At 37.3% G+C, this 23303-nt stretch carries 19 protein-coding genes; 14 read left to right on the top strand and 5 right to left on the bottom strand.

Features of this window, described 5'->3' with window-relative positions; genetic code table 11:
- Position 1: 1 nt before the first annotated feature.
- From OD90_RS01560 to OD90_RS01520, 10 genes are all read left to right on the top strand, one after another.
- Positions 2 to 712, top strand: coding sequence for a PepSY domain-containing protein (locus OD90_RS01560; protein WP_144665624.1), 711 nt, complete (start codon positions 2 to 4; stop codon positions 710 to 712).
- A 20-nt stretch (positions 713 to 732) separates the two neighbouring features.
- Positions 733 to 1221, top strand: a complete 489-nt coding sequence (locus tag OD90_RS01555; RefSeq protein WP_144665622.1) for a DUF305 domain-containing protein — start codon at positions 733 to 735, stop codon at positions 1219 to 1221.
- 1 nt (position 1222) lies between these two features.
- Positions 1223 to 2965, top strand: a complete 1743-nt coding sequence (locus OD90_RS01550) for an efflux RND transporter periplasmic adaptor subunit (RefSeq protein WP_144665620.1) — start codon at positions 1223 to 1225, stop codon at positions 2963 to 2965.
- A 46-nt stretch (positions 2966 to 3011) separates the two neighbouring features.
- Positions 3012 to 3329: a DUF6660 family protein gene (locus OD90_RS01545; protein ID WP_144665618.1), complete on the top strand. Its 318-nt coding sequence runs from the start codon at positions 3012 to 3014 to the stop codon at positions 3327 to 3329.
- A gap of 118 nt (positions 3330 to 3447) precedes the next feature.
- A complete protein-coding gene (locus OD90_RS01540; protein ID WP_144665616.1) occupies positions 3448 to 7893 on the top strand; it encodes a CusA/CzcA family heavy metal efflux RND transporter in 4446 nt (1481 codons plus the stop codon).
- A 4-nt stretch (positions 7894 to 7897) separates the two neighbouring features.
- Positions 7898 to 9124 carry an efflux RND transporter periplasmic adaptor subunit gene (locus tag OD90_RS01535; RefSeq protein ID WP_126448542.1) on the top strand — a complete coding sequence of 409 codons (1227 nt, stop codon included), beginning with the start codon at positions 7898 to 7900 and terminating at the stop codon, positions 9122 to 9124.
- A gap of 5 nt (positions 9125 to 9129) precedes the next feature.
- Complete coding sequence (locus OD90_RS01530; protein ID WP_126448541.1) at positions 9130 to 9762, top strand: cation diffusion facilitator family transporter; 633 nt, start codon at positions 9130 to 9132, stop codon at positions 9760 to 9762.
- 2 nt (positions 9763 to 9764) lie between these two features.
- Positions 9765 to 10181, top strand: a complete 417-nt coding sequence (locus tag OD90_RS01525; protein ID WP_144665614.1) for a Fur family transcriptional regulator — start codon at positions 9765 to 9767, stop codon at positions 10179 to 10181.
- 57 nt (positions 10182 to 10238) lie between these two features.
- On the top strand, positions 10239 to 10595 hold the full coding sequence (locus OD90_RS13090) for an STAS/SEC14 domain-containing protein (protein ID WP_186434692.1): 357 nt from the start codon (positions 10239 to 10241) through the stop codon (positions 10593 to 10595).
- Complete coding sequence (locus OD90_RS01520; protein ID WP_186434691.1) at positions 10596 to 12563, top strand: heavy metal translocating P-type ATPase; 1968 nt, start codon at positions 10596 to 10598, stop codon at positions 12561 to 12563.
- 160 nt (positions 12564 to 12723) lie between these two features.
- On the opposite strand, the gene OD90_RS01515 is transcribed toward OD90_RS01520, so the two are convergent.
- The gene (locus OD90_RS01515; protein ID WP_144665612.1) at positions 12724 to 13152 is read right to left on the bottom strand and encodes an organic hydroperoxide resistance protein; all 429 of its coding nucleotides are present in this window, start codon (positions 13150 to 13152) and stop codon (positions 12724 to 12726) included.
- 237 nt (positions 13153 to 13389) lie between these two features.
- On the opposite strand from OD90_RS01515, the gene OD90_RS01510 reads away from it, so the two are divergent.
- Together OD90_RS01510 and OD90_RS01505 are read left to right on the top strand one after the other, a co-directional pair.
- Positions 13390 to 14478, top strand: a complete 1089-nt coding sequence (locus tag OD90_RS01510; RefSeq protein WP_144665610.1) for an acyloxyacyl hydrolase — start codon at positions 13390 to 13392, stop codon at positions 14476 to 14478.
- A 20-nt stretch (positions 14479 to 14498) separates the two neighbouring features.
- Positions 14499 to 15284, top strand: coding sequence for a head GIN domain-containing protein (locus OD90_RS01505; protein ID WP_186434690.1), 786 nt, complete (start codon positions 14499 to 14501; stop codon positions 15282 to 15284).
- Positions 15285 to 15424: 140 nt separating this feature from the next.
- Here OD90_RS01505 and OD90_RS01500 read toward each other — a convergent pair whose 3' ends face one another.
- The 4 genes from OD90_RS01500 to OD90_RS01485 all read right to left on the bottom strand — a co-directional run bounded on the left by OD90_RS01500 (position 15425) and on the right by OD90_RS01485 (position 19378).
- Entirely contained in the window at positions 15425 to 16891 is a 1467-nt protein-coding gene (locus OD90_RS01500) for a magnesium chelatase (RefSeq protein WP_144665606.1), read from the bottom strand.
- A gap of 25 nt (positions 16892 to 16916) precedes the next feature.
- On the bottom strand, positions 16917 to 18038 hold the full coding sequence (locus OD90_RS01495) for a vWA domain-containing protein (protein ID WP_144665604.1): 1122 nt from the start codon (positions 18036 to 18038) through the stop codon (positions 16917 to 16919).
- An 80-nt stretch (positions 18039 to 18118) separates the two neighbouring features.
- Complete coding sequence (locus OD90_RS01490) at positions 18119 to 18640, bottom strand: fasciclin domain-containing protein (protein WP_144665602.1); 522 nt, start codon at positions 18638 to 18640, stop codon at positions 18119 to 18121.
- Between the two features lie 150 nt (positions 18641 to 18790).
- A complete protein-coding gene (locus tag OD90_RS01485; RefSeq protein WP_144665600.1) occupies positions 18791 to 19378 on the bottom strand; it encodes a fasciclin domain-containing protein in 588 nt (195 codons plus the stop codon).
- 213 nt (positions 19379 to 19591) lie between these two features.
- Here OD90_RS01485 and OD90_RS13085 point away from each other — a divergent pair, with 213 nt between their 5' ends.
- Complete coding sequence (locus OD90_RS13085; RefSeq protein WP_186434689.1) at positions 19592 to 19915, top strand: hypothetical protein; 324 nt, start codon at positions 19592 to 19594, stop codon at positions 19913 to 19915.
- A 158-nt stretch (positions 19916 to 20073) separates the two neighbouring features.
- Positions 20074 to 23301: a WD40/YVTN/BNR-like repeat-containing protein gene (locus OD90_RS01475; protein ID WP_144665598.1), complete on the top strand. Its 3228-nt coding sequence runs from the start codon at positions 20074 to 20076 to the stop codon at positions 23299 to 23301.
- Positions 23302 to 23303 lie beyond the last annotated feature (2 nt).

The following is a 23303-nucleotide window of genomic DNA, read 5'->3' as shown; positions in this document are numbered from 1 at the left end:
AATGGTCAAAAGAAAAACAGCACTTAAAATAAGAAAAGCGCATCGCTATCTGGGTATCTTTTTAGGTATTCAGTTCTTGATGTGGACAATTAGTGGAATGTATTTCAGCTGGACAGATATTGATGAGATTCACGGCGACCATTTCAAAAAAGAGATTCCTGAACAAACTGCATTTTCAGATTTACTGGGAAGTTCTCAACTAAATATTCAGGAACCGATTCAATCATTAGAATTACTTGAAATAGCGGATGCGCCCTATTATTGGATTAATGAGACTGTGCTTTACAATGCACTTACAGGAACAAAGAAAAAGGAACTCACAGAACAAGAAGCAATCAAAGTAGCAGAACGCTATATGTTGGCCGATTTAGAATTTGACCAAATACAACGGATTGAATCTGTAGGCGACCACCACGAGTACCGTGGAAGACCATTACCGGCTTATGAGATTTCATATAAAACCGATGAAAATTTAAAAGCCTATGTGGCGATTGAGAATGGAGCTTTTCAAACCGTACGTCATCGCGATTGGCGTTGGTTCGATTTTCTTTGGATGACGCATACTATGGACTATCAAGGTCGAGACAATTTTAATACAATTGTGCTAAGGGCTTTTTCGCTTTTAGGCTTGATAACGGTGTTAAGTGGATTTCTACTTTGGTACACAAGTTCACCCACAATTAAAAAAATCATTAAAACAAAACGTAAATAATTACTTTAAAATAAACTATTATGAATTCAAACGAACACAACAACAAAGAAGGAATGAGCCAGTACACTAAGTTTTTCTTGATGCTGGGAGCATCATTTATAGCAATGTACATTACAATGTATTTAAATACTTATGAATTTGATCACGTAAGATTTAGTCTTACTCGATTTTATATGGTCTGTTTAGGTATTTCTACTATGGCTGTAATAATGCTATTATTTATGCTTAATATGTATAAAAATAAGAAGAAGAATATAGCTATTCTAGTAGGTAGTGTTGTGTTGTTTCTTGGAGCTTTAGGATTAGTGCGTGAGCAAAAATCTACCGTAGGCGATATACTCTGGATGAAAGCAATGATACCACACCATTCAATAGCAATACTGACAAGTGAGCGTGCAGATATACAAGATCCAGAAGTAAAAAAACTTGCAGAGGAGATTATCAAAGCACAACGTAAGGAGATTGAAGAGATGAATGCAATGATTGAACGTTTACAAAACAAAAAATAGTATGAATAAGAACATTTTATATATAGGAATTGCAGTAATCGTGGGACTACTGGCAGGCTGGCTTATTTTTGGTAATTCCGGTAGTGAAGCAAATGCAAACAAGGACGTTTCTGAAATGTCAGATACCCACGACCATTCTGGCGAGTCGCCAAACCAAATGTGGACCTGCTCAATGCACCCACAGATTATGCAGCCCGAACCAGGCGACTGCCCTATATGTGGAATGGACTTGATACCTGCTGAATCTGGTGCAGATGGTCTTGCAGTTAATGAGATTAAAATGACAGAGAACGCAATGGCACTGGCCAACATTCAAACTACTATTGTGGGTAATGGCACTATGTCTGAAGACGATGGAATGATTTCGCTTTCTGGCAAAATCGCCACCAACGAAGAAAACAATGCCGTACAAGCAAGCTATTTTGATGGGCGTATCGAGCGTCTGAATGTCAATTATGAAGGTCAAAAAGTAAATCGTGGTCAATTGCTAGCCACCATTTATGCGCCAAATCTGGTCGCTGCACAACAAGAATTGCTCACAACAGCTTCATTGAAAGAATCGCAGCCTGAATTGTATAAAGCTGTACGCAACAAATTGAAACTATGGAAACTTTCAGAAGCCCAAATTAATGCGATTGAAACTTCAGGAAAAGTACGCGATAACTTTCCTGTCTATGCGAGCGTTTCAGGTACTGTTTCAGAAGTGATGGCACGTGAAGGCGACTATGTAAAACAAGGTCAGCCCATTTTGAAAGTAAGCAATTTGAATTCGGTCTGGGCAGAATTTGATGCCTATGAAAATCAAATTTCAGATTTAAAAGTAGGTCAGAAAATAAAGGTAGTAACCAATGCCTACGCCAATAAAGAATTTGACGCCACGGTTTCTTTTATTGACCCCATACTAAACAATGCAACGAGAACGGTTACCGTAAGAGCAACACTAAAAAATACAGATGACCTCTTTAAACCAGGAATGTTTGTAACGGGTAAGCTCAAAGGGGAAATGATGATGACTAACGAAGTGATAACAGTTCCTGCAAGTGCCGTAATGTGGACAGGCGAACGCTCATTGGTCTATATAAAAACCAATCCCAACGAACCCGTTTTTGAAATGCGTGAAGTAACCATCGGAAATCGTAATGGCGAAAATTATGCTGTAACAGAGGGCTTACAAAATGGCGATGAGATTGTGACCAACGGAACCTTTACGGTAGACGCAGCAGCACAGCTACAAGGCAAAAACTCTATGATGAATCAGGGAAAGAAAGAGGATGCTATGATGCCAATGTCTGAAATGGAAATGGAATTTTCAGAGAATTTTCAAAGGCAATTTAAACAAGCGCTCAAGCCTTATTTACAGATGAAAGATGCTTTGGTAGCGAGCGATGCAAATCAGGTTTCCGCTTTCGCGAAAGCGACATCAGTATCCTTAAAGTCCGCAGATATTAAAAGTCTCGGTAGTATGGAACAATCACATATCAAGAAAAGTGTCGAAATGCTCGATGCCATTTCAGCGAATGACAATCTGGAAAATCAACGTGACCATTTTGTGATATTAAATGAAAATATGGTGCCCATTGCGATGAATATAAATGGAACTGATGCGATGCTATATGTTCAGAAATGCCCAATGGCAAATAATAATAAAGGCGCAGTTTGGCTAAGTGCTGAGAAGGATATACGCAATCCCTATTATGGCGATGCAATGCTTACTTGTGGTAGTGTGATTGAGGAAATCAAATAAAAACCTTTGCACACCAGTTGCATTATAATTCTGTTATCTTTGTATTGTGAAAATCTTTACGCTCATATTCTCATTTTATCTGCTTGCGCTTAATTTTGCGCCTTGCAGTGATGCAAATGTTGACTCTTCTGAGGATAGCACGCAAATAGAATTTTCACAAAGTGATACAGGCGATCACGACCACAATCTACTTGATATGTGTTCTCCTTTTTGTCATTGTCACTGCTGTCACGTTCACACGTTGGATTTTGGGTTAAATATCTTAGACCTTTACCATCCAGCAGACTATAAACTTTCTACGGTTTATTTTGACAGTATAGGCAAGGATATTTCCCTTTCCCTATTACAACCACCACGGGCATAATTCAGTTTTTATAGGATAGCTATATCCTGTTGTAATGTTTCCCTTTGGGAGATATTATTTGTTTTCGCTTTCGCGAAAGCGTACACCCATTTATTAACTGAATTAATACCACAATTAAATGATTAATAAAATCATTGATTTTTCAATCAATAATAAATTTATTATTGGCTTGTTTACCTTAACTCTTATAGGAGTCGGTATTTGGTCTATGGCAACAGTAAATCTTGGATCTGTGCCAGATATTACCAATAACCAGGTACAGGTCATCACACAATCGCCCAATCTGGGAACGGAAGATATCGAGCAGTTTGTAACCTATCCGGTAGAATTATCTATGGGTAATTTGCCAGGCGTTACCGAAATACGATCTATCTCACGTTTTGGACTCTCTGTAGTAACCATCGTTTTTGAAGACGATATGGGGACTTATCTTCCTCGACAGCTGGTAGGGGAAAAACTTAATGAATTGGGCGAATCCATTCCTGAAAAATTTGGAAGTCCGTCTATGGGTCCTATTTCCACTGGGTTAGGTCAAATTTATGAATACACCATAAAACCAGAAGAAGGTTTTGAAACTAAGTATTCGCCTATGGAACTGCGCACCGTGCAGGACTGGGTTATCAAAAGACAACTTACTTTGCTGGAAGGTGTGGTAGAAGTTAACTCTTATGGCGGTAGTATTAAACAGTACGAGGTTGCTGTAGATCCAGAGAAGTTAAACAGTATGGGCATCAGCATTTCACAAGTGTATGAATCTCTTGCTATGAACAATGTCAATACTGGTGGCGCCTATATAGAAAAAAATAAAATGTCAAATTTCATAAGAGGCGAAGGTCTAATTCGCTCTTTGGAGGACATTAAGAATATCTCGATTACTAATGAAGGTAATGTTCCTATAACTATTGGAGATGTGGCAACGCGTGTCCATTTTGGGAATCAAGTGCGTTATGGTGCATTTACACAGGACGGTAAGGAAGCTGTTGGTGGTATTATAATGATGCTTAAGGGTTCTAATCCTAATGCAGTCATTCAAAATGTGAAGAATCGTATGGCAGAAATTGAAAAATCCCTGCCAGAAGGACTAAGCATCGTCCCAATAATTGATCGTAGCGAGCTAATTGCGCGAACTACAGATACGGTTAAAACCAATTTACTAGAAGGTGCCTTGATTGTGATTTTTGCCCTTGTTTTATTGCTGGGTAGTTTAAGAGGCGGAATCATAACAGCCACGACCATACCACTGTCCTTACTTTTTGCCTTTATCCTGATGAAGCAGTTTAATGTATGGGCAAACTTAATGAGTTTGGGAGCTATTGATTTTGGAATCATCATAGATGGTGCAGTGATTATTATAGAAGGAACGGTGTATGAGATCCAAAAACGAATTAGGTCTGGCAAGTTAAAATTCAATCAAGACATAATGGATAAAGTAGCCTATGAAGCGGGAAGCACAATGATGGGTTCTGCTTTTTTTGGACAAATCATTATTCTCATAGTTTTTACACCCATACTTTTTCTTACAGGTGTAGAAGGTAAAATGTTCAAACCTATGGCATACACCTTTGGGTTTGCAATGATAGGTGCCATTATTCTTTGTCTTACTTATGTGCCTATGATGTCTGCGCTTTTTATGAAACCAGTACAAAATACCAAAAACTGGTTCGGTAGGTTTGAGCGCTGGCTCGAAAAAATAAGTGATAAAATAATAGGTGCTGTTCATAGTGCATATATGCCATTGTTAAAGGGAGCACTTAAGCTGAAACTAATCGTTTTATCAGCCGCGGCAGTTTTACTTGTCATCGCAGGTTTTATCTTTTCTAATATGGGTGGAGAATTTGTGCCGCAGCTCGATGAAGGAGATCTAGCAATGCAGGCCCTCATAAGACCAGGAAGTTCGCTGTCAGAATCCATTGAAGTTTCCAAAAAAATAGAAAACATTCTATTAGATAATTTCCCTGAAATTAAAACAGTCACAGCACGTATAGGTGTAGCAGATATTCCTACAGATCCTATGCCTATGGACATTGCAGATATGTACATCATCCTTAATAAGGATATGGATGACTGGACAACCGCCTCTACTAAAGAAGGTTTGATAGATGCCATTAGAGATAAATTGAATGAAGAACTCGTGGGTGTGAATTTAGTATTTACTCAACCTGTAGAGCTGCGGTTTAACGAGCTTTTAGAAGGTGTGAGAGAAGACATTGCGGTAAAGCTTTATGGCGAAGATTTAGAGGTATTGTCAAAAAAGGTTCAGGAAATGGCAGCTATTATACAGACTGTTCCTGGTGCTGGCGATGTGAGTGCAGAACGTACAGCTGGATTACCACAGATGACCGTAAAATTTAGGCGAGATAAAATGGCGCAATATGGACTGGATATTCAAAAAGTCAATGATTACATAAGTACTGCATTTGCAGGTGGTACGGCTGGTGTCATTTTTGAGGGCGAGAAACGATTTGACCTCGTGGTACGATTTGATGAAAGCCATAGAAAAAGTATTGATGACCTGCGCAATATGTATATCGATCTTAAGGATGGAAATCAGGTGCCCATTATCGAAATAGCCGAGATTGAATACGTGCCTGGACCTATGCAAATCTCACGTGATAATACGTATAGAAGAACCTATGTAGGTGTAAATGCTCGAGGAAGGGATGTGGAATCTGTAGTAAAAGACATTCAGAAAAGATTAGATGAAGAACTGGATCTGCCATCGGGCTATTATATTACCTATGGTGGCGAATTTGAGAATCTGCAAAGTGCAAAGGATCGTTTGATAATCGTTGTGCCTATCGCTCTGTTTTTAATATTCATACTGCTGTACTTTGCTCTAAAATCCTTTTCACAATCTTTAATGATTTACATCGCGATACCCTTGGCGGCCATCGGTGGTGTGTTTGCCTTATGGTTGAGAGATATGCCTTTTAGTATTTCGGCGGGTGTAGGATTTATTGTGCTATTCGGTGTCGCAGTTCTCAACGGGCTGGTACTTATTAACCGATTCAATTCTTTAAAAGAAGAAGGTGTCGTAAGTATAAAGGATAGAATATTTAAAGGGACTAAAGAACGTATTCGTCCCATTATGCTCACGGCTACTACAGATATCTTTGGCTTTTTACCTATGGCGTTTTCCACATCTGCTGGTGCAGAGGTGCAGCAACCACTAGCTACAGTGGTTATCGGTGGTATGCTTACAGCGACGCTACTCACGTTGGTCGTTCTTCCCGTGCTCTATACGTTTATAGAAAAGAGACGCGAGCGCAAAGACCAGAAAAAGATTGGTTCGTTTAATACGCAAGCGTTGACTACAATTTTGATACTTGGTTTTATGTTAGGTGGTACCTCTTGGGCATCTGCCCAGAGAGCAGTCGAAGAAAAAGCGAAACAATCACAAGCACCTTTGCAGGATAGTATTGTTCAGGACAGTATCATACCCATCACACTATCACGAGCGGTTGAAATTGCCAAAGAGAATTACCCTGTACTTAAAACGAGCCAACTCGAAATTGAAAGACAGAATGCACTCACAGGCAATGCTTATGATTTCGGAAATACACAGGTATTTACTGGTGGTGAGGAAGTAGCCAATGGTCAGGGCATTTATACCTTGATAGGCATCGGACAGCAGAATATTGATCTACTGGGAATAGGTGCCAAGGAACGTTTACAACAACAACGGATCGAGTTGGCACAAACGGCATTTGACCTTTCTAAAATCCTGGTAGAACGGGAAGTTAAAAAAGCCTGGTCAGAAGGTTTTCAGGCAAAAAAGAAGTTCCTCTTGTACCGAGAATTGGACAGTATTTACAATCAGTTTGCACAATCTGTAGAACTCAATTATGAAGTGGAAGCCATTTCAAGGCTGGAATATGATGCTGCGCGCAATCAAGCTTTGCGGGTCAATAATAAATTTCAACAGGCAGAAACAGACTATTTGATCGCTCTTCAAAAACTCAACCTATGGTTGACACCAGATACGATGTACACCGTTACTGATGAATTGGAAGCTGATGAAATTTCGATTTCAGAGACAGTTGAAATATTGAATGATCATCCCGAATTATCGCTTTCGCGAAAGCGTATAGACGAAGCACAGGCAAGCTATGATGCAGCAAGGGTAAATCTATTGCCCAAGTTCAATCTGCAAGGTGGTCTGCAACGAGTAAATGGCGATAGCGGTTTCTACACCTATCAAGTGGGTATTACCGTTCCGCTGTTTTCTGGCCCAGACCGCAGCCGCGCAAAAGCTGCAAAACTGGATACACAGATTGCAGAAACCGATGCAGCCTATAAACAGCGTGAGTTACAATCTCAATATACACAAGCGATGCAAAATTATGTGCGATGGCGGGACACTTGGTTTTTCTATAAAACCGAAGCGCTGCCGCTTGCCATAGACCAGCGAAAGGGTGCGTTGCTGGCATATAAAGAAGGAGCGCTGGACTATGCGGCATTCACACAAATCATCAGGGATGCCATCCAGACTGAAATGGATGCGCTAGATGCACTCGATAATTATTTAAAAGCCTTGTTTGAACTACAATATTTCCAAAACTAAAAAGATGAAAACGATAAAATATATACCTGTTAAAACGATGCTACTAGCATTATTATTGACCAGTTGTGGCGACTCAAAAACTGAAGATGGCCACGATGAAGCCACCCATTCTGAAACAGAAAAAAACCATTCTGAAGGTGAAACTGATGAAGAAAACCATACCGAAGGCGAGGCTAAAGAAGTAATGCTTACGCAAGAACAGTTTGTAGCCTTACAAATGGAAATTGACACTCTTGCGCAGCGCAATATGAGCGGTTACGTAGAAGCAAACGGAACGCTTGAAGTGCCACCACAAAACGAAGCTAATATTACCACGCTTGCGGGAGCAAATGTGGCTTCCATAGAAGTAATTGAAGGCGACGAGGTTAAAAAAAATCAAGCGGTAGCATACCTCTCACATCCCAGTATTATACAGATACAGAGTGATTACCTAAATGCATACAGCAACAGTCTTTTTTTAAAACAAGAATACGAACGTCAAAAAAGACTTTATGAAGCTGGCGTGGCATCTGGTATGAATTATCAAAAGGCCACCGCAGACTATCAGGCATCTACGGCAATGGTAAAAGGCCTTGAAGCGCAATTGCGACAGTACAACATCAATGCAAGTGGCGTGCGCAATGGTACGATTTACCAGCGTGTGGCATTACGCAGTCCCATTGCAGGTGTTGTAGAAAAGGTATTTATAAAAACTGGGCAGTATGTAGAGCCACAGACCAATCTGATGGAAATAGTAGACACAGACCACGTACACGCAGATTTAATGGTTTTTGAAAAAGATGTAGATAAAGTAAAGAAAGGACAAAAAGTGCGCTTTAGTATTCAATCGCGTCCAGGAAAAGAACTGGAAGCCGAAATTTATTCAGTCAGCCAGACCTTCGAACAAGATCCCAAAGCAGTGCACGTTCACGCTGAAATTGAGAACAAAGAAGGCGGTCTTATACCTGGAATGTATATAAAAGGTAAAATTGAAGTTGACAACCAGCAGACTATAGCACTACCAGAAAGTGCCGTAGTTACAGAAGCTGGAAAGACGTATGTATTTACAGCGCAAAGGGAAGGCGATGCGTGGAGTTTTACACCCATAGAAGTTATGACTGGCGAAAAAGATGGTGACTGGATAGCGATACGTTTTTTTGAAACCCCAAGTCCAAAAACACGTTTTGCATTTAATAATTCCTATTACCTTATGGCAGAAATGAACAAAGGCGATACAGAACACTCACATTAGGAGATATGAAAAAAACGAGGAAGAGAAATTTAAAAGAAGCCAGAACCCTACAGATATGGAACGTCATCTATGACATCATTGAAGTGGTCGTATCGCTTATCGCAGGATTTACATCAAACAGCTCTGCCTTAATTGGCTGGGGACTTGACAGCACCATCGAGGTAATAAGTGCTGGAACATTGGGCTGGCGGTTGCACGGCGAAATCAAAGGAATAGATGAGAAACGTGTAGAAACGCGAAAAATGATAACGCTTTATGTCATTGCAATCTCTTTTGCGCTCATCTGTGCCTTTATATCCTATGATTCCATATCTAAATTAATAAGTCAAGAAACCGCATCTTGGTCAACTATTGGGGTTGTGATATTAGTAATATCCTTAATCGTAAATCCCATTTTGATTTATTACAAAAGGAAATATGGTAACAGATTGGACAGTCCAGCTCTAAAAGCTGATGCAAAGGATACATTTATTTGCCTTTATCAAACGGTAGTAGTTTTATTAGGATTACTACTTGTGAATTGGTTAGGCTGGTGGTGGGCAGACCCAATTGCTGCGCTGCTGATTGTTCCATACGCAGCAAAAGAAGGATGGGAAGCTTTATCGAAGGCAAAAAAAATAAAAAGTAATCTGAAATAACAATGACCGAAATAGAAAAAACATTAGAAAATCATCAAGTACGTCCTACAGCGATGCGCATTTTGATTTATAAATATTTGGCAGAAAAGGAAATTGCAGTAGCACTAACAGATATTGAGTCCGCTTTCGCGAAAGCGGAACGCACCACACTATATCGTACACTCAAAACCTTTGAAGAAAAGAAAATTGTTCATCAAATAGATGATGGTACTGGCATTTCAAAATATGCGCTATGCGAAAGTGGTTGCAACTGTGAGATTGACCAAGATTTACACTTGCATTTTCATTGCCATAATTGCGATGAGACCGTATGTCTGACAGAGCATAAAATACCACATATCAATTTGCCTGATGGGTACGTGGCCGAAGATGCCAACTTGGTACTTAAAGGAATATGCGAAAAATGTAGTGGACGATAATTGCACTTCCGTTGCACGGTTTAAACTTGTACTTTGAACACTTAAAAATAAGAAGTTATGATACAGTTTATAGATACGAACAAAGAGAACTTGATTGCAGCAAGGCTCTCAGGCAAATTGAACGAAGAAAATTTAAAGACCATTCACAAACAAATACATCGAATCATCGACAAAGGTCGCAAAGTGGACTTTTATTTTGAAATGGAAGATTTTGAAGGCTATACTATAAAAGGATTTTGGGAAGACATCAAGACTGATGTAGCCCATATCAAGGATTACGGGAAAATAGCATTCGTTGGAAATGAAAAATGGCAGGAATGGGCAGCAAAGGCAACCGATTTCTTCACTAGCTCGGAAGTAAAATACTTCGATTTAAAAGATAAAGAACAAGCAAAAATTTGGATATCAAAATAGATGAAAAAGAAAAAAGTAAATTTACGCGACATAGACCCTAACGAACATAAGGGCGAGCATAGTCACGGTGATGGACACAATCACAGCAGTCCAGACGAAGTTTCTAATTTGAAAACTTATCTACCGGCGATTTTCAGTTTTGTAATGCTTATAATAGGTATTGCAATTGATTATTTTGACGCGCTACCATTTTTCAAAGGATGGGTGAGAATCGTATGGTATACAGTGGCGTATATCCCTGTTGGCTTCCCTGTAATAAAAGAAGGTTGGAACAGTATTAAGAATGGAGATTTCTTTACGGAGTTCTTTTTAATGTCCATTGCAACTTTGGGCGCATTTGCCATAGGAGAATACCCAGAAGGTGTAGCTGTAATGTTGTTTTATGCCGTGGGCGAATTATTTCAACAAGCAGCGGTTAACCGAGCAAAAGGAAATATCAAGGCTTTATTAGATGTGCGACCTAATGAGGCGTTAGTATATCGCAATGACGACTTCATTTCGGTTAATCCTGAGACTGTTGAGATAGGCGAAAAAATTCAAGTGCGCGTGGGAGAAAAAGTGCCTCTTGATGGTATTTTGCTTTCAGATAAAGGCTCTTTTAATACCGCAGCCCTTACTGGAGAAAGCAAACCAGACACTATTCAAAAAGGAGCATCTGTCTTTGCAGGAAGCATCAATCTCGATGGAGTTATTGAGGTAGAAACTACCAAGGAATTTAAAGATAGTTCTATCGCACGTATTCTAGATATGGTGCAGAATGCCACCGCTCGTAAATCTAAAACCGAGTTGTTTATTAGAAAATTTGCTCGTGTTTACACGCCTATTGTAGTTTTCTTAGCCATAGGTCTGACCTTTTTACCGTATTTCGTTGTAGATGATTATGTGTTCAGAGACTGGCTATATCGAGCTTTAATCTTTCTAGTTATCTCTTGTCCTTGTGCTTTGGTAATATCCATTCCGCTGGGATATTTCGGTGGATTGGGTGCTGCATCTCGCAACGGAATCCTGTTTAAAGGCGCATCATTTTTGGATGCAATGACTAAGGTGAATACCGTGGTAATGGATAAAACCGGTACGGTTACAAAAGGAGTATTTAAAATTAAGGAAGTTGTAAATGATTCCGCTTTCGCGAAAGCGGACTTTATGAAATACCTAATGGCAATGGAAGAGCAATCTACACATCCCATCGCCAAAGCCATAATGGAATACAAAGCCGAAGGTGCCGACTATGATGCAACCGAAGTAACTGAAATCGCGGGAAAAGGATTGAAAGGAACCGTAAACGGAAAAACCGTGCTGGTAGGAAACATAGCTTTAATGACTTCAAATAGCATTGATGTCCCTTCAGAAACTGATACTATTGTGGAATCCATAGTAATGGTAGGAATAGATGGCAAATTTGCAGGTTACGTAACGATTGCAGATGAACTGAAGGAAGATGCCCATCAAGCGATTAAGCAAATTCGCGAGGCTGGTATTTCTAAAATCATAATGCTCTCTGGGGATAAAGATTCCATTACACAAAAAGTCGCCAAAGAATTAGGCATCGATTGGGCAAAAGGTGGTTTGTTGCCAGAAGATAAGCTCAACGAAGTAGAAAAACTCAAAGCACAACCAGATACAACAGTCGCTTTTATAGGCGATGGTATTAATGATGCACCTGTTCTGGCAGCAAGTGATGTTGGTATGGCAATGGGTGGTTTAGGAAGCGATGTTGCTATTGAGACTGCCGATGTGATTATTCAAAACGACCAACCTTCAAAGATTGCTCGCTCCATAAAAATAGGCCGTTCTACCAGAAGTATCGTTTGGCAAAATATTGTTTTAGCATTTGGCGTAAAAATTATAGTTCTCATTTTAGGAGCTGGTGGACTTGCCACAATGTGGGAAGCCGTTTTTGCAGACGTAGGTGTTGCCTTGCTTGCTATTTTAAATGCTGTCAGGTTGCAGAAAATGAAGTGGAACTAAATCGTTGCGAGGAAGCATTATTCATAATCATTGATTTTGAGAGAATTAAGCTAATATCTTCCTTCAAAAAGTTCGAACTCTGTCCCGTTGAGTTCACAAAAAAAATCCGCATATAACATCAATTGTTATTGCGGATTTTTTGCTTTAAAAATTATAAGTGTTATTCTTCTATCATAAGATTTAATGTCACCGTAATATTGTCTCTTGTAGCTTTACTAAAAGGACACACTTCATGAGCTTTCTCTACTAAATCTTCTCCAGTTTTAATGTCCACACCAGGAATATAACAATCTAAAATTGCCTTGAGAAAGAAACCGTCATCGTCTTTATTAAAAGAAATGGTAGCAGCTACATTTAACTCTTCTTCATTAATTTCAACATCTTCATTTTTTGCCACAGATTGAATAGCGCTGCCAAAACAAGCTGCGTAAGCTGCTCCAAATAATTGCTCAGGATTAGTACCGTCTCCACCTTCGCCTCCCATAGATTTTGGAACTGATAATTTTAAATCTAACGGCCCATCTTCTGACTTTATCTGTCCTTTTCTTCCACCTTTTGCATTGGTAGTTGCCTTATATAATGTTTTCATATTTGAATTTTTAAATTGTTTTTTTAAAAGTACTATGATCTCATTAGTTCACAGAAGAATCTGATTTAAAGTTGTCATAAATAACCAAGTATTTAGTTAATATATTGTTAGACTGTAACAAACGACACTACATAATAAATCTGACCTTATTTAGGTTGAAAATTTCTCGACCATTAATAAAATATTTGGCTTAAAAATAACCTATCAAACTTTTAATACTTTAACTATTTTTGCCCGATGCGCAATTTCCTTTTTCTTGTTTTAATCTTTATCATTTCTACAAGTTTATTTAGTCAACAGTATACAAGTCCTTTTGAATTAGAAGTAAATTATTTTTATGGTAATATACTCCGACACAATAAAGATATTGCTTCATTAATAAAAGGCCATCCAGAAGGAGTTGTTTTAGGATATAATAGAAAAACATACGGCTTAAATGAATGGGAAAGACGCTATAATTATCCTGATTGGGGCTTTAGCTTTGCTTATCAAAATCTTAAGAATAGTGAATTAGGAAATACCTATAACTTCATGGGCCATTTTAATTTCTATTTTCTAAATAGAAAACTAATGTTCAGAGTTGCTCAAGGGATAGGCTATAATTCTAATCCTTTTGATATAGAGACAAATATTTCTAATAATGCATATGGTAGCAGCTTATTTAGTTCAACCGTATTTATGATAAATTATAAACAATCAATTACACCTGCTATCTCTTTGCAAGGAGGTCTTACATTCTTACACGGTTCTAACGGAAATTCAAAAGCACCAAATACAGGCTCAAATTCAGTTACTTTCAATCTAGGGCTGATTTACAAAAACGGAGAGATTCCAGATTACATTCCCAAAGGTCCCAGAATGAAATATAAAGAGCCTATACATTTTAATATTTCTTTACAAAGCGGTCTTAATGAAAGTGATTATTTAGGCTTAGGAAGGGAGTCTTTTCTAGTTGTCACAACATCCATAGACAAAACACTAAGCAAAAAAAGTAAAATAGTTTTTGGTGTTGAAGCTTTTTTCTCCAAATTTCTCAAAAATGAGATTGCCTTTCTTGCAGCTGCATTCCCACAGTTTGGTGTTACGGAGGATCAAGATTGGAAACGAGTCGGTATATTTTTAGGACACGAATTACAGTTTAATAAAATGGCATTACTTGCTAATGTAGGTTATTATGTATACTACCCGTACGATTATCAAGGGAAATTTTATCAGCGTGTAGGTTTAAAACGTTATTTTGGTAAACAATACTTTGGGTCTATAGCAGTTAAGACACATGGAGCAAAGGCAGAGGCTGTAGAATTTGGATTAGGTATTAGATTATGATTTTAAAATATATGTTAAGAATGGAGTATTATATACTTTCGCGAAAGCGTACATCAGCTTTTATTATACTCATCAATATCTTGATGATAGGTTGTAATTCTGAAAATAGTACAGATTGTTTGCAAACAGACGGAAAAGACATTGGTTACGAAGTTGTAGTTTCATTTTTTGATAAATTGCAGCTAGAGGACGATATTCGCGTTATTTTAAAGCAAGGGGATGAGCAAAGTGTATTTGTTCAAACTGGTGAAAATATAGCTCCAGAAATTTATGTAGATGTTATAGAGGAGACTTTGATAATGAGAAATGATAATAGCTGCAATATTTTTAGAGATTATGGTAAAACAGTCGTCACAGTAACATCTCCCAATATATCTTTTATCAGACAAGCTTCTAGTTATCCCATTATGAGCGATGGCACATTAAGCTATCCTAGTCTACTTATATGGAGTAATACTGAACCTACCAGATTATTAACAGATGCTAATAAAAGTGGGGATGTTTTTTTAGATTTAGATGTAGAAATTTTAACGATAAGCATTAATGGCTCTAGCAATTTTGTATTATCAGGACATGCTGATAAAGCATTATTTGTTTTATCTGATGAGTACCCCCAACTAGACGCAGGAGATCTGATAGTAAATGAAATTTCAGTTAAACATGTAAGTGCTGCTAAAATGATAGTTCATCCTATTGAAAGTCTAAGAGGTCAGGTTCGAGCTACGGGAGATCTTATTTCTGTAAATAGACCTCCAGTTGTAGAAGTTGAAGAGTTTTTTACAGGGCAACTTATATTTGAAAATTAATTGTAAAAACAATCATAATTATTAAAAGAAAAACCCTCAAATGAGGGTTTTTTAATTTTTAGTTTGAACTAAATAATATTGACAACTAGTTGTTTTTCATATAATTATTACTTCCATTTAAACTGATAGTTTAAATAAACCTATCCCAACCCTGAAATATAGTTTCCATATAAGTCATTAAATCGCATCCCCGTTGTAAGTTGATATTTACTTAATTTTTTATATTCTACAAGTCCAAATAGAATAAACTCTTTAAGAAAATAACGATCTTTTTCTGAAGTATCTGGCTGATATTTGTTTATCAAATCTTCAAGAGGTGTAATACTATCTATTATTAATTTATACTCTCTATCTGACAAATTATTTTCTAGTTCAAAACCATTTTGTTCAAAGAACCAAGCCAATATATTCTCATAAGGGTCTTCCTGATCTTCTTTGGTTAGTTTTTCAATTTTAGGAAAATAATCATCGAATAAAGATTTTGTAGCATCCCCTATTAAAATTTTTGCAACTTCATCTGCACCCTCCTGCTCTCCTTCATAAACCAATTCTACCTTACCTGTAATTGCTGGAATAATGCCTAAGATATCTGAATAACGAATTACAGTATTTTTATCGCCAGATAATAACATTCGTCTTTCTGCGGTACTCATCAAATTCTCGAATGCCGTAATGCTCATTCGTGCACTAATACCGCTTTTCTCATCGATTAATTCGCTTTCCCTAGCTACAAAGCTTATTTCCTCTAAGAGGTCCATTACTAAATTGGGAACATGAATTTTAGATTTTTGACGCTCATCTAGTTTTGCCTCTTGCTCTGTAATCGTTCGTGCGATTTCTACCGTTTCTGGATAATGCGTTAAAATTTGGGATCCTATTCTATCTTTAAGGGGTGTTACAATGCTACCTCGATTTGTATAATCTTCTGGATTTGCAGTAAAAACAAATTGCATATCTAAGGGTAGTCTCAATTTAAAACCACGTATCTGAATATCTCCTTCTTGTAAAATATTGAAGAGTGCTACTTGAATACGTGCTTGTAAATCTGGTAATTCATTAATCACAAAAATGCATCTATTGGCTCTAGGGATCATCCCGTAATGTATTACTCGATCATCTGCATAACTTAATTTTAAATTTGCTGCCTTAATCGGGTCTACATCTCCTATTATATCTGCCACAGTTACATCTGGTGTAGCTAGTTTTTCAGCAAATCGATCAGATCTATGAATCCATTTAATGGGAGTATCATCACCTGTCTCAGCGATTAGTGAAGTTGCATAACGTGATATAGGTTCAAGTGGATCATCATTAATCTCAGACCCCTGTACGATGGGCATCCATTCATCAAGTAAGTTAACCATCTGCCTTGCTAGTCTTGTTTTTGCTTGCCCACGCAGTCCTAGTAAGTTAATATTATGCTTACTCAATATAGCTCTCTCTAATTCTGGAATTACGGTATGTTCATAACCATGAATACCAGCAAAGGTAGATGCTCCAGATTCTAATTTTTCAATTAAATGCTCACGTAATTCATCTTTTATACTCCGTGACTTCCATCCGGTATTTTTTAATTGACCTAGTGTTTTTATTTCTTTATGATTCATTTAATTTTCTTTTATAGGATATTATTTATCGTATTCTCTTTTTTCTATTTGTCTCATAATCTTGAAAAATCATTTCCCCTAATCCTTGTAATCCAGTGTAAAATGCTTTTCCTTGATTTGCCTCTGTAAAATTATCTACAAATTGTTGTAAATAAGGGTCATTTGCAATCATGAAAGTTGTGATGGGTATGTGCAGTTTTCGCGCTTGACGCGCCATACTATAGCATTTGCCTACTATATACTCATCAAGACCATTTGGGTTTTTGTAATACCTCCCATCTTTTAATTTTAAACACGAGGGTTTGCCATCTGTGATATTAAATATCTGTTTGTTAGAATTCCGTTTTCTACGTAGAATATCCATTGCGAGATTTAAACCTGCTACCGTATTGGTATGGTATGGTCCTACTTGTAAATAGGGTAAATCTTTAATTTTAATAGGCCAGGCATCGTTTCCATATACAATAATATCTAGCGAATCTTTAGGATATCTCGTTGTTATAAGTTGAGCGAGCGCCATCGCTACTTTTTTTGCTGGAGTGATACGATCCTCTCCATACAAAATCATACTGTGAGATATATCTATCATTAAGACAGTGCTCATTTGAGCTTTATGGTGCGTTTCTTCTACAACAAGATCATTTTCACTTAGATGAAAATCTCCTACTCCATTATTAATTTGTGCATTACGTAAACTTTCAGTCATTGAGATGCGTTCTAAAGGGTCCCCAAAACGATATGCTCTATAATCTCCAGTGTGTTCATCACCGCGACCACTTTGCTTCGACCTGTGGTTGCCCTGTGTGCTTTTCTTAAGTTTCCCAAAAATTTGATCTAGTGCCCTCTTACGTATTGCTCTTTCTGTTTTTTCTGTTATCGCTGTTCCTTGATTTCCATCAGGTTTTAATTCTTCCCGGATATACCCCTTCTCCTTAAGCTCTTCCACAAAATCATCAAGCGTATACTCTTCTGTAGTTAACTTATATTCTTTATCTAGTTCTTTGAGCCAGTCCATAGCTTCATCAAAGTCTCCAGAAGTGTGGGTAATTAGTTCTTGAAAGATATCTAGTAATTTATCAAAAATAGATTGTTCTGGAGCATCATAGGTTTTAAAGACAAACCCGCTCCGATCTTGTGTTTTTCTCATAGCTTCATAAAAATACGGACTAAAAGTCCAAAAAAAAAGCACCTAAGAAACAGGTGCTTTCTTTTATAATTTATTTGTGATTACCATAATTCTGATATCACATGTAACGTATTTGATTTTGTTTCAAGATCAGTAAAAATGAGTTGAATTTCACGATCGTCATTTGAAACATACAATTTATTGTCGTTCTTTCTAAATGTTAACTCTACCCCACTTAAAGTTTTCACTTTCATTGATGGCTTTAACAATAAAGCTTCATCTATATCCCGACGTGTCCATGTTCCTTGTATGATATAGTTTTCTAATTTAAAGGAATCTGAATCTTCCGCTTTCGCGAAAGCGTAATCCATTGGAGCAAGCATCGTATAATTTATATTTCTGGGCAAGCTTTTTAAATCTGAAAGCGTGTTGGTTTGATCTGAAATATATTGAAAGTTTACATTTGATGTTAGTATATTTTCAAAACCTATTTGCGATGGTGCCGAGGGAACTTCCATACGATAATCTGCCATTGCAATTAATTTAGTAGTATCTCTAGATTCTTTTGTGGTACAGCTTAATAATGTACTTATAAGTGTTGCGGTAAGTAGTATCTTTTTCATAATAGTAAAGATATAATGAAGTCTGTTAAGCCTGTTTTAATGTGAATCTAAGCTTTTGTTAATTGGCTGTTTTTAAGAATACTTGATGTTACAAAAAAAAGAGTTCCCGATAGAGAACTCTTTTTTCATCTAAAATAATACTAAGAAATTCTAACTCTTAGGCATAATGACACTGTCAATGGCATGTATAACACCATTACTTGCTGATACATCTTTCATTATTATTACTGATTTTCCACCTTTTGCATCTTTAATTACAACATTGGCACCATCCATCATCAATGTAATCGGCTCTCCCATTACCGTATTTGTGGTAAATTTTCCATTGTTTTTCTTGATTCCAGCTACTACATCAGAAGCCATATACTTTCCAGATACCACATGGTACGTTAATATATCTGTAAGTTTAGCTTTATTTTCTGGTGCTATCAAAGTTGCTACTGTTCCTTCTGGTAATTTATCAAAAGCATCGTTAGTGGGAGCAAATACCGTAAAGGGACCAGTACTACCTAGTGTTTGTGCTAATCCAGCTGCTTTAACAGCAGTTACAAGTGTAGAAAAATTTTCATTTCCCACAGCAACATCTACGATAGTGTTTGATTGCACCGGTTCTTCTTCAACAATCTCTGCTTGAGCAATGGTTTCTGTCTCAATTGCAACTTCTTTTTCTTTTACATTCTCATTACAAGATGCTAGCATAAGAGCTGCTCCTGTTATCATTAAATAAATCTTTTTCATAACAATTAGTTTTTGTTTTGTTCAAAAGTATCTACAAAAGATTAAACAACAAGCGTATAATGTCTTAAACCTTAGTTAATTTTATAATATTCAACTAGATATCAAATTAAAACATTGAATTTTATGCTGAATAAATTTGATATTAAGAATGATGTTTTATGACTAGAGCTCTATTCTTTAATACAATCTTAAAACTAAAACCCTATTATTATTATGAGACAAACAATTACCTCAGTATTTTTTTTCGCCTTAATAAGTCTTACATTTATTTCTTGTAATGAGCAGACTGCAGGAGAAAAACTTGAAGAACAATTAGAAAACAAGTCAGATATGATGGAAGAAAGATCTGATGATCTAGAAGATGCGTCTGATGAGATAGATAACGCAGTTGATGACATGGAAGATGCAATCGAAAATTTTAAAGATGCTTTAGATGAAGTAGAAAATGCCGAAGATAGAGCAAAAATACGTGAGCGTATTATGAAGATATTTGAAATGCAAGAAATGAAATTTCAAAATAAGCAGAATAATCTATAAAATAGATTAAATATATATTTTAAAAATCCCATTCATTTTGAATGGGATTTTTTTTAATTCTTTTTCTAACATCAGCGCGGTGTTAACATCCCTTTAAGAAATAGACGAGCTCATTTATATAACTTTAGTCTTTGAATAATTCTCTTTAAAAATATCTAATGAAACAACTACTAATACTACTCTGTTTATGCCTTAGCGCTTCTTCATTTTCTCAAAAACTAGATATGTCGTTACTAAAAGATATGTCTCCTCGTAACATAGGTCCTGGCGGGATGTCTGGAAGGGTTACGGCTATAGATGTGGTGACAGAAAACCCTGATATAATGTATGTGGGTACAGCATCTGGTGGGTTATGGAAGTCTACTTCTGGAGGTATAAAATGGAATCCTATTTTTGAGAATGAAGTAACAGCATCTATTGGCGCAGTAGCTATTCAACAATCTAATCCTTCTGTGATTTGGGTAGGTACTGGTGAAGGGAACCCTCGCAACTCACTCAATGGAGGTTATGGCATATACAAATCTCTAGATGGTGGTAAGTCATGGAAATCCATGGGTTTAGAAAAAACAAGGCATATTCACCGTGTAATTATTGATCCAACAAATCCTGACGTTGTTTATGTGGGTGCTTTAGGATCTCCTTGGGGCGAACATCCAGAACGTGGAGTATTTAAAACCACAGATGGTGGTGTGACCTGGAATAAGATTTTATTTGAGAATAATAAAACTGGAGTAGCAGATATGGTAATGGATCCTACAAATCCAAACAAACTTTTGGTTGCCATGTGGGAACACAAAAGAGATCCGTGGTTTTTTAAATCTGGAGGGGAAGGCTCTAGTTTGCAAATTACACATGATGGCGGAAAAACTTGGAAGAAACTAGATGATCAAGATGGCTTGCCTAAAGGCAATCTGGGTCGCATAGGAATTGCTATAGCTCCTGAATCTCCAAATATCATTTACGCTTTAGTTGAAGCAAAAAAGAATGCCCTCTATAAATCTGAAGACGGTGGTTTTAATTGGAAAAAAATCAACGAAAAAAGCGACATAGGTAATCGTCCATTCTATTATAGTGATATCCATGTAGATCCAGAAAATGAAAATAGAGTGTATTCTGTTTTTACCTACGTTAATAAATCTGAAGATGGAGGGAAAAACTTTGAGCAATTAATGGGAGCCTATGGTGTAGATAACGGTGTTCACCCGGATCATCATGCATGGTGGATTCACCCAACCAATGGTAAATTTATGATGGACGGTAATGATGGCGGACTTAACATCACTAAAGATGGAGGCAAGACTTGGAGATTTATAGGTAATCTTCCAGTAGCTCAATTTTATCATATAAATGTAGATAATGAATTTCCATATAATGTGTATGGCGGCATGCAAGATAATGGCTCCTGGAGAGGACCTGCATATGTCTGGAAAACTCAAGGGATACGTAATGATTACTGGCAAGAAATCTCATTTGGTGATGGATTTGATGTAGTTCCAGATCCAGACAATAGTCAGTATGGTTGGAGTATGAGCCAGCAAGGGTTTGTAAGTCGTTACGATTGGAAGACGGGTAATAATTATGGTGTAAAACCTACACATCCAGATCCAGAAGTCTTCTTACGCTTCAACTGGAATTCTGCTATTAATATTGACCCTTTTGACTCAAACACGATTTACTTTGGGAGTCAGTTTGTACATAAGTCTACAGATAAAGGTTTAACTTGGGACGTAATATCTCCAGACCTTACTACTAATGACCCTGAGAAACAAAAACAATCTGAGTCTGGCGGTCTTACAATGGACGCTACTGGAGCAGAGAATCATACTACAATTTTAGTAATTGAACCTTCACCTGTAGAAAAAAACATGTTTTGGGTAGGTACAGATGATGGGCGTGTACATATTACTCAAAATGGAGGAGAGTCATATACAGATGTCTCTGCAAATTTGAAAGACCTCCCTGCTGGAAGCTGGATAGTTCAAATTAAAGCAAGTGTAAAAAATAAAGGAGAAGCCCTACTGGTAGCAAATGATTACAGGAGGTATAATTATACTCCTTATGCATATCGTACTACAGACTACGGTGCATCTTGGTCACGTATTGTAGATAACAATGATGTTAAGAGTTATGCCTTATCCATAATTGAAGATCCAGAAGAATCTAATTTACTATTTTTAGGTACAGATGATGGATTATATGTTTCTATCAATGCCGGTAAAGATTGGCAAAAATGGACTAAAGGCTTTCCTACTACTTCTGTAAAAGACCTGGTCATTCACCCTAGAGAGCACGATTTAGTAATAGGTACTTTTGGAAGAGCGGCTTGGATTCTTGATGATATAAGGCCTCTTAGAGAAATTGCAAGGGAGCAAAATACGCTTTCGCGAAAGCTAAAACTTTTCAATCCTCCTACCGCTTACGATGCTGCATACCAACAGCCCACAGGAAGTCGTTTCCCAGGAGATGCTATTTATAGTGGCGAGAACAGAAAGGGAGGCGCACGTATCTCTTACTTCTTTACAAAGCATGAAGAAGAGAAAAAAAAGGAATCATCTGAGGACGATATTACAGAAGATGAAACTGACAATGATGAAGAAGTATCAGCTATGAATGAAGACTTACCAAAATGGGATTCTCTACACTTAAAAATTTATGATGGAGCTCGTGAAATACGTCACCTCAAGTGGAATACTCCTGATAGCACTGGAATTTATAAGACTACGTGGTACTTAAGAGAAGCTGGAGGAGAAAGACCTTCACGCACAATTAGAAAACGTAAAAATGAACCAGGTGGCGTATCTGTAAAACCAGGTACTTACAAATTAGTGATGCACTACGGAGACCAGACAAGTGAGTCTACTATCACAGTAAAAAGTGATCCTCGTTTCAAAACTTCTCAAAAAGCCATCGATGATTCTTACAGCGCTGGTAAGAAATTGCAAGAGTTTACCCAAACTGCCGCAAATGCTGTAAAGCAGCTTGTACAAAGTAAAGAATTAGCTTCAGATTATAAGAAAATGATAAAGAAACTTGATGATGACGAAAATTACAAGGAGGAGCTTAAATCTATAAAAGAGATTACCAAGGAAATAGACACAGTAATAGCACTTTATTTAGGCAAAGAGGATAAACGTCAAGGGATTACTCGTAATCCAGAGGTAACTGTCATGAATCGCATTCGATCTGCTAGCAGCTATGCCCAAAGCAGACCTAATGGGCTAACAAGTACTGAAACAACACTCATTATGCACGCAAAAAAAGAGCTTCAGACTGCGCTAGAAAAAACCAATGCGTTCTTTAGCGAACAATGGAATCCTTTTGAGGCAAAACTTAAAGCCCTAAAAATTAGCCCTTTTAAAGAAATTAAATCCTTCTCAATAGACTAGCT

This window comes from Dokdonia sp. Hel_I_53, from assembly GCF_007827465.1.
In the GTDB taxonomy this organism is placed as follows: Bacteria; Bacteroidota; Bacteroidia; order Flavobacteriales; family Flavobacteriaceae; genus Dokdonia.
Note: the sequence above shows the minus strand (reverse complement) of the source record. Positions and strands in the feature narration are given on the sequence as shown.

Coding starts and splice junctions, on each gene's coding strand:
- OD90_RS01475 (WP_144665598.1), top strand. CDS start 20,074: ATGAAACAACTACTAATACTACTCTGTTTATGCCTTAGCGCTTCTTCA.
- OD90_RS01550 (WP_144665620.1), top strand. CDS start 1,223: ATGAATAAGAACATTTTATATATAGGAATTGCAGTAATCGTGGGACTA.
- OD90_RS01495 (WP_144665604.1), bottom strand. CDS start 18,038: ATGAGAAAAACACAAGATCGGAGCGGGTTTGTCTTTAAAACCTATGAT.
- OD90_RS01510 (WP_144665610.1), top strand. CDS start 13,390: ATGCGCAATTTCCTTTTTCTTGTTTTAATCTTTATCATTTCTACAAGT.
- OD90_RS01530 (WP_126448541.1), top strand. CDS start 9,130: ATGAAAAAAACGAGGAAGAGAAATTTAAAAGAAGCCAGAACCCTACAG.
- OD90_RS01515 (WP_144665612.1), bottom strand. CDS start 13,152: ATGAAAACATTATATAAGGCAACTACCAATGCAAAAGGTGGAAGAAAA.
- OD90_RS01500 (WP_144665606.1), bottom strand. CDS start 16,891: ATGAATCATAAAGAAATAAAAACACTAGGTCAATTAAAAAATACCGGA.
- OD90_RS01560 (WP_144665624.1), top strand. CDS start 2: ATGGTCAAAAGAAAAACAGCACTTAAAATAAGAAAAGCGCATCGCTAT.
- OD90_RS13090 (WP_186434692.1), top strand. CDS start 10,239: ATGATACAGTTTATAGATACGAACAAAGAGAACTTGATTGCAGCAAGG.
- OD90_RS01535 (WP_126448542.1), top strand. CDS start 7,898: ATGAAAACGATAAAATATATACCTGTTAAAACGATGCTACTAGCATTA.
- OD90_RS01490 (WP_144665602.1), bottom strand. CDS start 18,640: ATGAAAAAGATACTACTTACCGCAACACTTATAAGTACATTATTAAGC.
- OD90_RS01505 (WP_186434690.1), top strand. CDS start 14,499: ATGGAGTATTATATACTTTCGCGAAAGCGTACATCAGCTTTTATTATA.
- OD90_RS01555 (WP_144665622.1), top strand. CDS start 733: ATGAATTCAAACGAACACAACAACAAAGAAGGAATGAGCCAGTACACT.
- OD90_RS01525 (WP_144665614.1), top strand. CDS start 9,765: ATGACCGAAATAGAAAAAACATTAGAAAATCATCAAGTACGTCCTACA.
- OD90_RS13085 (WP_186434689.1), top strand. CDS start 19,592: ATGAGACAAACAATTACCTCAGTATTTTTTTTCGCCTTAATAAGTCTT.
- OD90_RS01540 (WP_144665616.1), top strand. CDS start 3,448: ATGATTAATAAAATCATTGATTTTTCAATCAATAATAAATTTATTATT.
- OD90_RS01520 (WP_186434691.1), top strand. CDS start 10,596: ATGAAAAAGAAAAAAGTAAATTTACGCGACATAGACCCTAACGAACAT.
- OD90_RS01485 (WP_144665600.1), bottom strand. CDS start 19,378: ATGAAAAAGATTTATTTAATGATAACAGGAGCAGCTCTTATGCTAGCA.